Raw genomic sequence first — 12,161 nt, forward strand, 5'->3', positions numbered from 1 at the left:
GGATTAAACACGGGTCGCGCAGCTTCCTTAGCGCAGTTGTGCGGCCCATAATCGCCAGCCTGTGCAGTGATGGCCGTGAGCCCGCAATGACAATGACTTCAGAACTCCCCGCCGCTCCAGTCGTATCCGGCATCGAGCCGCGCAAGAGTCGCAAGAACAACCCGGAAAAGACCCGCGAGAACATCCTGCAGGAGGCGATCGTCGAGTTCGTCCAGCAGGGCTTGTCCGGCGCCCGCGTCGACGCGATCGCCGAGCGTATCCACACCTCCAAACGCATGATCTATTACTACTTCGGCAGTAAGGAGCAGTTGTACGTCGAGGTGCTGGAGAAGCTTTACGGCGACATCCGCAGCACCGAAAACCGCCTGCACCTGGCCGAGCTGCCGCCGGTGGTGGCGATCCGCCGACTGGTGGAGTTCACCTTCGATCACCACGACCGCAATGTCGATTTCGTGCGCATCGTCTGTATCGAAAACATTCATAACGCCGAGTTCGTGAAGCGTTCGGACACGATCAAGGCGATGAACAATACGATCCTCGATTCACTGGGCGAGATTTTGCGTCGCGGTGCCGAGGAGGGTGTGTTCCGCGCCGGGCTGGACGCGCTGGATGTGCACTTGCTGATCAGCTCGTTCTGCTTCTATCGCGTCTCGAACCGTCACACGTTCGGTGAGATCTTTCAGATCGACCTGCCGGACGAAAGCATCAAGCAGCGTCATCGCGAGATGATCTGCGAGTCGGTGTTGCGCTACTTGCAAGCCTGACACCCTCCAATGTGGGAGCGGGCTTGCTCGCGAAGGCGATGTGTCAGCCTATACATCTGGCACCTGGCACACAGCTTTCGCGAGCAAGCCCGCTCCCACAGGGTCGATGTTGATCTTCAGCTATTCATGCTTTGGAAATGCGCAAGCATCCGCTGCGCATCCGGCACCACGCCGCTGAACAGTTCAAACGCCTTCACCGCTTGAAACACCGCCATGTTGCCGCCGTCCAGCGTGCGGCAACCGAGGGCGCGGGCGTTGCGCAGCAGTTCGGTTTCCAGCGGGAAGTAAACAATCTCCGCGACCCATAATTCCTTGCGCAGCAGCTCCACCGGCACCGGCATGCCCGGCAGTTTGGCCATGCCCATCGGCGTGGTATTCACCAGACCATCGGCCTGATTCAGCGTGCCCGGCAGATCGCGCCCGGCGACGGCGCGACCGACGCCGAAATGCTGGTTGAGGTTGTTCGCCAGACTCTCGGCACGCTCGCGGTCGACGTCGAAAATGCTCAGTTGCTGTACGCCTTCGCTCAGCAGCGCGTGGGCCACCGCCGCCCCGGCACCACCGGCGCCCATCTGGACGACACGCTCACGCGCAGCGTCTGTCAGGCCTCGGCGAAAACCTTCGGCAAAACCCAGGCAATCGGTGTTGTGGCCGATGCGCTTGCCATCCTTGAGCACCACCGTGTTGACCGCGCCGATGCCCCGGGCTTCCGGCGACAGTTCATCGAGCAACGGGATGATCGCCTGCTTGCACGGGAAGGTGATGTTCAGGCCGGTGTAGTGCATGCGCTCGGCGGCCAGCAGCAAGTCGGGCAGCGCGTTGCTGTCGAGTTGCAACTGATCGAGGTCGATCAGTCGATACAGGTAGCGCAGGCCTTGGGCATCGCCCTCGTGTTCATGCAGTGCTGGCGTGCGCGAGGCCTGAATGCCCGCGCCGATCAGTCCGGCGAGTATTACGTTCTTGCGGATCATGCTGCGCGTCCTTTCAGCCGTTGACTGAAATGCTCCAGGGCCAGGCGATAGCCATGGCTGCCGAAGCCGCACATCACCGCCGTGGCGATGGCCGAGACGAACGAGTGATGGCGGAACGGCTCACGCGCATGCACGTTGGACAGGTGCACTTCGATCACCGGCAACTCACTGGCCACCAGCGCGTCGCGGATCGCCACCGAAGTGTGCGTCCAGGCCGCCGGGTTGATCACGATCCCGGCGCAACGCCCGCGTGCCGCGTGAATCCAGTCGAGCAATTCGCCTTCGTGATTGGTCTGGCGAAATTCCACGGTCAGGCCGAATTCTTCAGCGGCGCGCCCGCACAGTGCAGAAATATCGGCCAGGGTTTCGTGGCCGTAGGTCGCCGGTTCACGGGTGCCGAGCAGGTTCAGGTTCGGGCCGTTGAGCACCAGAACGATAGGGGGCATGGGGGCAAACTCCACTTATTGTTTTTGGCTTGGGCCGAGGGTCTCAGCCTGTGGAGGTAAAATGTACCAGATGGTTACCATGGTCAATTGAACTGCCTGGACCTTTGGCTTTTGTGTTCGGTGATCGCACACAAGCCGTTTTCATTTCAGATTTGTTCGAGTTGTATCGACAGCTTTGCTTACGTTTTTTCTCGAAGATTCAGCACCTCCTCACCCATGCCGCCGCTAGTCTCAAAGGGGGGAAAGCCATTGGGTGCTGTGCAGCACCGACCGTCGGATTTGCAAGGAAAATCGAATCTTGAAACTTATTAACCTAACGGATGGGTTAGCATGAAGGTATGCAGCTACAAGGGATTGTCGATAAGCATCATGTTGCGAGATGAGCATTGCCCACCACATGTCCACGTTAATGCAGGCGCCTGGAATGCCCGATTTCAGTTCAGTTTCTGGCACAACGACATTGATCTGTGGGATGTCGTGCCGCTTTCTCGTCGACCTACAGGATCAGTTCGGCGCGTTATGAGCCAGAAGCAGACAAGACTCTTCTGACATTGCTCGGCAAACTGGAAGGAGTGGAAATCGATTTATGAATGTCATCAAGGCAAAGCCGTCCGTGCATCGTCCACTGACGGAAGAAATGCTCGATGCCGCGATAAAACGTGGCGAAGCGCGACAAGCAGGTAGCTTGCAGGCTGTTTCCGTGACCTTTGAAAACCCCTCTCTGGTCATTCGTTTTGAAGACGGCAGCGGTGTGTTGCTACCGGTAAGCCAGTATCCGGAGTTCGAAGGGTTTGAGGCAGACGATTATGCAAGCCTGACAGTCGGTTTTGCAGGCACTGCGCTTTGTCACGAGGGCAAAGACCTCGACGTTTCCATCTCCGGAATGATCTCGGCGAGCCCGTCACTCATGAGAATGGCGGCTTCGGTGGTTGCTTCGCGCAACGGTCGTCAAAGCAGTGCGGCAAAATCCGAAGCCGCACGAGCGAATGGCAAGAAGGGCGGGCGTCCACGTAAAACCGACACGGCACCGTAAGCAGGCACAAAAAAGCCGTCAATCACGACGGCTTTCTCGTATCTGGCATTCGCCATCAACGCCGGGTCAGCAACACCCCGGACTCCATGTGGTGCGTCCACGGGAACTGGTCGAACATTGCACAACGGGTGATGCGGTGGGTGTCGTGCAGTTGGGCGATGTTGGCCGCCAGGGTTTCCGGGTTGCAGGAGATGTACAGGATGTTGTCGAAGCGCCGGGTCAGCTCGCAGGTGTCCGGGTCCATGCCGGCGCGCGGCGGGTCGACGAACACGCTGCCGAACTCGTAGCTCTTCAGGTCGATGCCGTGCAGGCGACGGAACGGACGCACTTCGTTCAGCGCTTCGGTCAGCTCTTCGGCGGACAGACGCACCAGCGTGACGTTATCCACAGCGTTTTCGCTGAGGTTGCTCAGTGCGGCGTTGACCGAGGTCTTGCTGATCTCGGTGGCCAGCACGTTGCGCACGCGGGTGGCGAGCGGCAGGGTGAAGTTGCCGTTGCCGCAGTACAGCTCCAGCAGATCGTCGGGACGATCGCCCAATGCTTCGTACGCCCAGTTCAGCATCTTCTGGTTCACGGTGCCGTTGGGCTGAGTGAACGCGCCTTCCGGCTGACGGTAACTGAAGGTGCGACCGCCGACTTCAAGCTTCTCGACCACGTAATCGTGGCCGATCACTTCGCGCTTGCCCTTGGAGCGGCCGATGACGCTGACGTTGAGATCAGCCGCCAACTTCGACGCGGCCGCATGCCAGTGCTCGTCCAGCGGACGGTGATAGCACAGGGTGATCATCGCATCGCCGGCCAACGTGGTGAGGAATTCCACCTGGAACAGCTTGTGGCTCAGCGCCGAGCTGGCCTGCCATGCCGCCTTGAGCTGCGGCATCAACTGGTTGATGCGCAGGCTGGCAATCGGGAATTCTTCGATCAGGATCGGCGTGCGTTTGTCGTCCTGGGAGAACATCGCGTAGTGCCGCTCACCGCCCTCGCGCCACAGGCGAAATTCCGCGCGCAGGCGGAAGTTCTGCAGCGGCGAGTCGAACACGGTCGGCTCTGGCGCATCGAACGGGGCCAGCAGGTCACGCAAACGCGTGACCTTGTCTTCGAGCTGAGTGGCGTAGGCCTGGGAATCGAAAGTCATGCGTTGAACCAACCCAACTTGATCACGAACAGAATCGACAGGATCACCAGCGCCGGGTTCAGCTCACGGGCGCGGCCCGACAGCAGCTTGATCACGGTCCAGGAGATGAAGCCGAAGGCGATGCCGTTGGCGATCGAGTAAGTGAACGGCATCGCCAGCGCGGTAACCACCACCGGTGCGGCCACGGTGATGTCTTCCCAGTCTATTTCCGCCAGACCGGAAGTCATCAGCACGGCGACGAACAGCAGCGCCGGTGCGGTGGCGAAGGCTGGAACGCTGGCCGCCAGTGGCGAGAAGAACAGCGCCAGCAGGAACAGGATCGCCACGACGACCGCCGTCAGGCCGGTACGCCCGCCAGCGCTCACGCCGGCAGCGGATTCGATGTAGCTGGTGGTGGTCGAAGTACCCAGCAGCGAGCCGGCCATCGCCGCGGTGCTGTCGGCGATCAGTGCACGACCCATTTTCGGCATGTGGCCGTCCTTGCCCATCAGGCCGGCGCGCTTGGCGACGCCGATCAGGGTGCCGGAGTTGTCGAACAGGTCGACGAACAGGAAGGCGAAGATCACGCTGACCAGACCGATGTCCAGTGCGCCCTTGATGTCCAGTTGCATGAAGGTCGGGGCCAGCGAAGGTGGCATCGAGGTCACGCCGCCAAACGGAGTGAAGCCCATGGCGATGGAAATGATGGTCACCGCCAGAATGCCGATCAGTACTGCGCCGCGCACTTTCAGCGCTTCGAGGGCGACGATCAGCGCGAAGCCGAGGGTGGCGAGGATCGGCGCCGGGGCTTTCAGGTCACCGAGGCCGACCATGGTCGCCGGGTTGCTGACCACGATGCCGGCGTTGTGCAGGGCGATCAGCGCCAGGAACAGGCCGATACCGGCGGCAATCGCCGAGCGCAGGGGCAGCGGGATGCTGTTGATGATCCATTCGCGGATGCGGAAGATCGACAGCAGGAAGAAGCACACTGCCGAGATGAACACCGCGCCCAGCGCCACTTGCCAGGTGTGGCCCATGTGCAGAACCACGGTGTAAGTGAAGAAGGCGTTCAGGCCCATGCCAGGCGCGAGGGCGATCGGGTAGTTGGCGATCAGGCCCATGATGGTCGAGCCGATGGCGGCTGCCAGACAGGTGGCGACGAACACCGCGCCCTTGTCCATGCCGGTCTCGCCGAGGATGCTCGGGTTGACGAACAGAATGTAGGCCATGGCCAGGAAGGTCGTGACGCCCGCCAGAATCTCGGTACGCACGTTGGTGTTGTGTGCCTTGAGTTGAAACAGCCTTTCCAGCATGTCTGCTCCCCGTGGCGCGCGCGGCGCCGTGAATGTATCGACCTCAACAGCAAAGCACAGACCGTCGCAAGCGCCTGGGAATTTGTGGTGGGCCGGAAAAAGCCGCGCATCATACCAGCAGCGTGAGGAATATGGCGGTTGTTGGTGCCGAACGTCGTCGAAGTTTTGCCGGAGGGTTATCTGCGCCATACTGCGCGCTGAATTTTTCGGGGAAATACGATCACATGGGCAAGCGCTGGATGAAGGCTTTCTGGGTAATGGCGGGGCTGATGGCCGGGTCGACGGCGGCGCTGGCAGCCTCGGCGCCACCCTTGACGCAAGTGAAAGTGATCAAGGTTCAGTCACCGGCCTGCGGCCTGGAAGACATCGGCGATGGACAGACTCAGACCCAATGCAATCACGCCGGGCCGAGCATCAAGGTGTATGTACTGGAAGTCGGCTATGGCCAGAACCAGCCGCATGCCACGCTGGACGGTTTTGAAGTCAACGGCACCCGGGCTCCAGTGTGCGCTTTTGATAACGGCAATCTGACCGAGTGCACGCCCGGCAGCAAAACCGTTGGCTCGCTGTATACCTTCGATCTGGCGGGCAAGCAGGAAGGCACCTTCAGCTTCAGCAACACTTCGCTCAACGCGCCGCGCAACACCCTGTCGACCCAGCTTTACATCAAGTAACGGCTATCACCGGACGGGGCAGGACAAAGCTGACTACGCTTGGAAGATCACCCAGCGGATGGCGCCCATGACCTTTAGAGCCCTGATTACCCTCGCCGAGGGCATCGATGATCTGCAAAGCGTGACCCTGATCGACGTGCTGCGCCGCGCCGGTATCGAAGTGGTAGCAGCCAGCATCGAAGGCCGGCGCATGCTGACCTGCGCGCGCGGTACGCGCCTGACGGCGGATGGCATGCTGGTCGATGTGCTGGCGCAGACCTTCGACCTGATCGTCCTGCCCGGCGGGGTGGTCGGTTCACAACATCTGGCAGCACATCAACCGCTGCAGCAACTGCTCAAGGATCAGGCCAGCGCCGGACGCCTGTTCGCCGCCATTGGCGAAGCCCCGGCCATCGCCCTGCAAGCCGCTGGCGTATTACGCCAACGGCGCATGACCTGCCTGCCGGGTGCGAGTCATCAATTGTCGGGCTGTACGTTTGTTGATCAACCGGTGGTGGTCGACGGCAACTGCATCACCGCCCAAGGCTCCGGCGCCGCACTGGCCTTCGCCCTGACGCTTGTCGAGCAGCTTGGCGGCAAGGCGTTGCGGGCGAAGGTGGCGGGGGAGATGTTGGTGTGATGGCTTCAGGCGTGGGCAGCGATAGGCGTAATGGCTGGTTGCTCCCGATGCTCTGCTTGCCACAGATCGTAATCGGTTTGAACGCCTAGCCACACACGCGCCTTGCCAATGCCTGCTCGCTCCAGCCGTACTGCCAGATCCGGGCTGATCGGTGCATGGCCGTGCAATACGCGGGAAAGGTGAGGGCGGGCGAAGCCCAGATGTCTGGCCAATTCACTCACACTGATGCCTAACTCTGGCAAGACATCCACGAGCAGTGTTTCACCGGGGTGTGGCGGGTTGTGCATGGGCATGAGCCTGCCTCCTGTCAGTGGTAGTCCAGATAATCGACCAATTCGATGTCCGAACCGACAAAACGAAAGATAACCCGCCAGTTGCCTGAAACACTGAGCGACCAATATTCGGACAGTTCACCTTTCAGTGGATGCAGGCGCCAACCCGGCAGATCAAGATCTGCGGGAAGTGCTGCGCGATCCATGAACTGCAGCATACGTGCCAGACGTTTTGCGTGATCGGCGCGAATTCCGCGGGTCGAACCTGTTTCATAGAAGCCACGAAGGCCTTTGTGCTGAAAGGATTTGATCATGGCGGCGAGTGTAAGGCGATACATTACACTCTGTGCGGTAACTATGTACCGCACCTTTTCAATCAATTTGTGCTTGGCGTGTTGATTTCGCTGATGTGCCTCAGACCTTCGCCTCTTCCACCGGCACATGCATCCGGTCGCGTTTGGCCAGGGTCGGGAACAGTTTGATCCAGGTCCCGGTCACCACCAGCGTGCCGATCCCGCCCATCACCACGGCCGGTACGGTGCCGAACCAGTGCGCGGTGAGGCCGGATTCGAATTCGCCCAACTGGTTCGAGGCGCCGATGAACAGGCCGTTCACCGCGCTGACCCGGCCACGCATTTCGTCCGGGGTTTCCAGTTGCACAAAGGAGGCGCGGATCACCATGCTGATCATGTCCGCTGCGCCGAGCACCACCAGCACCGCCAGCGAGAACCAGAACGAAGTCGACAGACCGAAGGCGATGGTCGCGACGCCGAATACGCCGACGGCGGTGAACATCACCCGGCCAACGTTGCGTTCGACGGAGAACCGGGCGAGGAACAGCGACATCCCCAGCGCGCCAACCGCCGGCGCCGAACGCAGCAGGCCCAGGCCCCATGGGCCGGTGAGCAGGATGTCTTTGGCGAACACCGGCAGCAACGCGGTGGCGCCACCGAGCAGCACGGCGAACAGATCCAGCGAGATCGCCCCGAGAATGTCCGGGCGGCTGCGGATGAAGCGAATCCCGGCCAGCAGCGAGTCCAGCGTGGCTTTGCCTTTGTTCAGCGGCGTCTGCCGCGCGGGCAGATTGAGCATCAAGGTGCAGGCGATAACGTAGAGCAACACCGTCGGGCCGTAGACCCAGACACTGCCAAACGCGTAGAGCAGGCCACCCATCGCCGGGGCGACGATGGTGGCCGACTGCTGTGCCGACTGCGCTGCGGCGACCGCCCGAGGGAATAGTGCTGCGGGCACGATGCTCGGCAGCAGTGCCTGGGTGGTCGGCAGCTCGAAGGAGCGTGCGCCGCCGAGCAGGAAGGCGAGGATGAAGATCATTTCCCGGGTGATGTGATCGGTGGCGCTGCCGATGGCCAGTGCCAGGGCGATCATCGCCTGCAACGACTGACAGATCGCCGCGACCCGGCGTCGGTCATAGCGGTCGGCGACGTGACCGGTGTGCAGCATGAACAACACCCGTGGCGCGAATTCGACCAGACCGACCAGACCCAGGTCGAGCACGTTGCCGGTCAGTTGATACAGATTCCAGCCGATCGCCACCGTGAGCATCTGAAAACCGCTGGCGGTGAAGATCCGGGCGAACCAGAACGCGAGAAATGGACGATGGTGACGTAACAGCAGGGGCTCTTGGCTGGGCATCTGAAGGCAGGTCTGGCTCGGGGGGGAACCGCGAGGTTATCACCAGTCTGTAACAGGAAGTTGCTATGACAAAAAATTTAGTTAGCCAGACATCTATCGTCCAAAACCGTCAGTTTCTTGTGGCGAGGGAGCTTGCTCCCGCTGGAGGGCGAAGCACTCCCGAGCATTTCTCTGGATAGGTCAAGGTGGCAGGTTTTACGACTGCTGCGCAGCCGAGCGGGAGCAAGCTCCCTCGCCACAAGGGATTTCGCCGCTCCGGGAATGTCTTTCAGAGCGCAGCTCAGGCAATGAGGCAACTTGTCACGCGGCAAACGACCACGCCGTTCTTCGTCGGAAATGGGACTACTCTTTCAACATTGCTTGATCCAGATCAAGACCCTCCCGGGCCATGGTCTGGTGGCCCGATGGCCAGACTCCCTGCGTCGCGATGGTTATTAAAAAAGAACGAATCAGAATTCGCCGCACTCGATATTCGTGGGGGCAGTAGGTGCAGGGGCCGCAAGCCCCATCGCCGGTATTACCTGACAGAGGAAGACGTATGTTCGGTTTAGAGGCGCTCGATCTCGCCCGAATTCAGTTCGCATTCACCATCTCGTTCCACATCCTGTTCCCGGCCATCACCATTGGTCTGGCGAGCTACCTGGCGGTGCTCGAAGGCTTGTGGTTGAAAACCCATAACGACACCTACCGGGATCTCTACCACTTCTGGTCGAAAATCTTTGCCGTCAACTTCGGCATGGGTGTGGTCTCCGGTCTAGTCATGGCCTACCAGTTTGGTACCAACTGGAGCCGTTTCTCGGACTTCGCCGGTTCCGTCACCGGACCGTTGCTGACCTACGAGGTGCTCACGGCATTCTTCCTCGAGGCCGGTTTCCTCGGGGTGATGCTGTTCGGCTGGAACAAGGTCGGGCGAAAACTGCACTTCTTCGCCACCGTAATGGTGGCCATCGGTACGCTGATCTCGACGTTCTGGATCCTCGCTTCCAACAGCTGGATGCAGACGCCGCAAGGCTTCGAGATCGTCAACGGTCAGGTGATCCCGACCGACTGGCTGGCGATCATCTTCAACCCGTCGTTCCCGTATCGCCTGATGCACATGGCGACCGCTGCGTTCGTGGCCACGGCGTTCTTCGTCGGCTCGTCGGCGGCCTGGCACCTGCTGCGCGGCAAGGACAACCCGGCGATCCGCACCATGCTGTCGATGGCGATGTGGATGGCGCTGATCGTCGCGCCGATCCAGGCGGTCATCGGTGACTTCCATGGCCTCAACACCCTTGAGCATCAGCCGGCAAAAATCGCCGCGATCGAAGGCCACTGGGAAAACAAAGGCAACGAAGCGACGCCGTTGATCCTGTTCGGCTGGCCGGACATGAAGGAAGAGAAAACCAAATTCGCCGTGGAGATTCCGTATCTCGGCAGCCTGATCCTTACCCACTCGCTGGACAAGCAAGTACCGGCGCTCAAGGAGTTCCCGCCTGAAGACCGGCCGAACTCGACCATCGTGTTCTGGTCGTTCCGGGTCATGGTCGGTCTCGGCTTCCTGATGATCTTCACCGGTCTGTGGAGCCTGTGGCTGCGCAAGCGCGACACCCTCTACACCTCGCGCCCGTTCCTGTATCTGGCGTTGTGGATGGGACCGTCCGGACTGATCGCGATCCTCGCTGGCTGGTTCACCACCGAGATCGGGCGTCAGCCGTGGGTGGTCTACGGGCTGATGCGCACGGCGGATGCGTCTTCCAACCACAGCTTCATGCAGATGAGCATCACCCTGATCATGTTCGTCGTGGTGTATTTCGCGCTGTTCGGTGCCGGGCTCGGCTACATGATGCGTCTGGTGCGCAAAGGGCCGAAAACCGATGAAGGCAAGGAAACCAACGACGGTGGTCCTGGCCAGAAACGCACACCGGCGCGGCCGTTGTCCGCCGCCGATGACGAAGGCACCGACGCTGACTCGCAGCGCAGCCTGGAAAAGGAGATTTGACTCATGGGTATTGATCTTCCGCTGATCTGGGCCGTGATCATCATCTTCGGCATCATGATGTACGTGGTCATGGACGGTTTCGACCTGGGGATCGGGATTCTCTTCCCGTTCATCCCGGGCAAGACCGACCGTGACGTGATGATGAACACCGTGGCCCCCGTGTGGGACGGCAACGAAACCTGGCTGGTACTGGGCGGCGCGGCGTTGTTTGGCGCGTTCCCGCTGGCCTATTCGGTGGTGCTGTCGGCGCTGTATCTGCCGCTGATCTTCATGCTGATCGGCCTGATTTTTCGCGGTGTGGCGTTCGAGTTCCGCTTCAAGGCCAAGGACGACAAGCGCCACCTGTGGGACAAGGCGTTCATCGGCGGCTCGGTGGCGGCGACGTTCTTTCAGGGCGTGGCACTCGGGGCATTCATCGACGGCTTGCCAGTGGTCAACCGGCAATACGCCGGCGGTTCACTGGACTGGCTGACGCCGTTCACCCTGTTCTGCGGCGCGGCGCTGGTGGTGGCCTATGCCTTGCTCGGTTGCACCTGGCTGATCATGAAGACCGAAGGCAAGTTGCAGGAACAGATGCACAACCTCGCGCGGCCGCTGGCGTTCGTGCTGCTGGCGGTGATCGGCATCGTCAGTCTGTGGACGCCGCTGGCTCACCCGGAAATCGCGACACGCTGGTTCAGCATGCCGAACCTGTTCTGGTTCATGCCGGTGCCGATTCTGGTGCTGGTGACGCTGTACGGCTTGATCCGCGCGGTAGCGCGCAACGCCAACTACATGCCGTTCCTGCTGACCCTGGTGCTGATTTTTCTCGGTTACAGCGGTCTGGGCATCAGCCTGTGGCCGAACATCGTGCCGCCGTCGATCTCGATCTGGGACGCCGCCGCACCGCCGCAAAGCCAAGGCTTCATGCTGGTCGGTACACTGTTCATCATCCCGTTCATCCTGGGTTACACCTTCTGGAGCTACTATGTGTTCCGCGGCAAGGTCACCCATGAAGACGGTTACCACTGATCTGCGGCTCTGCTCACCCTGAGGGAGCAAATCTGTTCGCGGTGGCGTCCTCAGCGACGCCATCGCCCAAGAGGAACGATGCAATGAACGGCAAACATTCCCTGCACGAGATTGAAGAGGCCGAAAAAAAGCCGCTGTGGCAGCGGCTCGGCTGGTTGGCCCTGATCTGGATCGGTAGCGTCGGCGCGCTGTTCATTGCGGCCAGCCTGATGCGCCTGTTCATGAGCGCGGCGGGCCTGACCACTCACTGAAACATCCCGTTCCGTTGCCTCTGGGCACGGTTTACAACCCTCCGTACCACGGAGGGTTT

Annotated in this window: 14 protein-coding genes; 7 read left to right on the forward strand and 7 right to left on the reverse strand. The window is 60.8% G+C overall.

What is annotated here, in order from left to right; genetic code table 11:
• Window positions 1-86: 86 nt before the first annotated feature.
• Complete coding sequence (locus JFU48_RS11190; protein WP_201136521.1) at window positions 87-764, forward strand: TetR family transcriptional regulator; 678 nt, start codon at window positions 87-89, stop codon at window positions 762-764.
• 116 nt (window positions 765-880) lie between these two features.
• On the opposite strand, the gene JFU48_RS11195 is transcribed toward JFU48_RS11190, so the two are convergent.
• A complete protein-coding gene (locus tag JFU48_RS11195; RefSeq protein WP_103521682.1) occupies window positions 881-1,735 on the reverse strand; it encodes a shikimate dehydrogenase in 855 nt (284 codons plus the stop codon).
• The gene (gene aroQ / locus JFU48_RS11200) at window positions 1,732-2,181 is read right to left on the reverse strand and encodes a type II 3-dehydroquinate dehydratase (RefSeq protein ID WP_003228440.1); all 450 of its coding nucleotides are present in this window, start codon (window positions 2,179-2,181) and stop codon (window positions 1,732-1,734) included. The genes JFU48_RS11195 and aroQ overlap by 4 nt, the downstream gene beginning before the upstream one ends.
• A 586-nt stretch (window positions 2,182-2,767) precedes the next feature.
• Here aroQ and JFU48_RS11210 point away from each other — a divergent pair.
• A complete protein-coding gene (locus JFU48_RS11210) occupies window positions 2,768-3,214 on the forward strand; it encodes a DUF2442 domain-containing protein (RefSeq protein ID WP_201136522.1) in 447 nt (148 codons plus the stop codon).
• 55 nt (window positions 3,215-3,269) lie between these two features.
• On the opposite strand, the gene trmA is transcribed toward JFU48_RS11210, so the two are convergent.
• A complete protein-coding gene (gene trmA, locus JFU48_RS11215; RefSeq protein WP_201136523.1) occupies window positions 3,270-4,349 on the reverse strand; it encodes a tRNA (uridine(54)-C5)-methyltransferase TrmA in 1,080 nt (359 codons plus the stop codon).
• Window positions 4,346-5,641, reverse strand: coding sequence for an NCS2 family permease (locus JFU48_RS11220; RefSeq protein WP_003228434.1), 1,296 nt, complete (start codon window positions 5,639-5,641; stop codon window positions 4,346-4,348). Before JFU48_RS11220 ends, trmA begins: the two co-directional genes overlap by 4 nt.
• 224 nt (window positions 5,642-5,865) lie before the next feature.
• Here JFU48_RS11220 and JFU48_RS11225 point away from each other — a divergent pair, with 224 nt between their 5' ends.
• Together JFU48_RS11225 and JFU48_RS11230 are read left to right on the forward strand one after the other, a co-directional pair.
• Window positions 5,866-6,315, forward strand: coding sequence for a DUF4879 domain-containing protein (locus tag JFU48_RS11225; protein WP_103484801.1), 450 nt, complete (start codon window positions 5,866-5,868; stop codon window positions 6,313-6,315).
• A gap of 67 nt (window positions 6,316-6,382) precedes the next feature.
• Window positions 6,383-6,934, forward strand: coding sequence for a DJ-1 family glyoxalase III (locus tag JFU48_RS11230; RefSeq protein WP_201136524.1), 552 nt, complete (start codon window positions 6,383-6,385; stop codon window positions 6,932-6,934).
• Window positions 6,935-6,939: 5 nt separating this feature from the next.
• Here the strand turns inward: JFU48_RS11230 and JFU48_RS11235 are convergent, their stop codons facing one another.
• The 3 genes from JFU48_RS11235 to JFU48_RS11245 all read right to left on the reverse strand — a co-directional run bounded on the left by JFU48_RS11235 (window position 6,940) and on the right by JFU48_RS11245 (window position 8,859).
• Window positions 6,940-7,227, reverse strand: a complete 288-nt coding sequence (locus JFU48_RS11235) for a HigA family addiction module antitoxin (protein WP_003228428.1) — start codon at window positions 7,225-7,227, stop codon at window positions 6,940-6,942.
• Between the two features lie 14 nt (window positions 7,228-7,241).
• Window positions 7,242-7,520 (reverse strand): type II toxin-antitoxin system RelE/ParE family toxin, encoded by a 279-nt coding sequence (locus tag JFU48_RS11240; protein WP_027612847.1) that lies wholly within the window; start codon window positions 7,518-7,520, stop codon window positions 7,242-7,244.
• Between the two features lie 100 nt (window positions 7,521-7,620).
• On the reverse strand, window positions 7,621-8,859 hold the full coding sequence (locus tag JFU48_RS11245) for an MFS transporter (RefSeq protein WP_201136525.1): 1,239 nt from the start codon (window positions 8,857-8,859) through the stop codon (window positions 7,621-7,623).
• Between the two features lie 538 nt (window positions 8,860-9,397).
• On the opposite strand from JFU48_RS11245, the gene JFU48_RS11250 reads away from it, so the two are divergent.
• The 3 genes from JFU48_RS11250 to JFU48_RS11260 all read left to right on the forward strand — a co-directional run bounded on the left by JFU48_RS11250 (window position 9,398) and on the right by JFU48_RS11260 (window position 12,102).
• Complete coding sequence (locus JFU48_RS11250; protein WP_003228422.1) at window positions 9,398-10,840, forward strand: cytochrome ubiquinol oxidase subunit I; 1,443 nt, start codon at window positions 9,398-9,400, stop codon at window positions 10,838-10,840.
• A 3-nt stretch (window positions 10,841-10,843) separates the two neighbouring features.
• The gene (cydB, locus tag JFU48_RS11255) at window positions 10,844-11,851 is read left to right on the forward strand and encodes a cytochrome d ubiquinol oxidase subunit II (protein WP_007963753.1); all 1,008 of its coding nucleotides are present in this window, start codon (window positions 10,844-10,846) and stop codon (window positions 11,849-11,851) included.
• An 83-nt stretch (window positions 11,852-11,934) separates the two neighbouring features.
• A complete protein-coding gene (locus JFU48_RS11260; protein WP_080963309.1) occupies window positions 11,935-12,102 on the forward strand; it encodes a DUF2474 domain-containing protein in 168 nt (55 codons plus the stop codon).
• Window positions 12,103-12,161 lie beyond the last annotated feature (59 nt).

The organism is Pseudomonas sp. TH49, from assembly GCF_016650625.1.
Taxonomy (GTDB): domain Bacteria; phylum Pseudomonadota; class Gammaproteobacteria; order Pseudomonadales; family Pseudomonadaceae; genus Aquipseudomonas; species Aquipseudomonas fluorescens_H.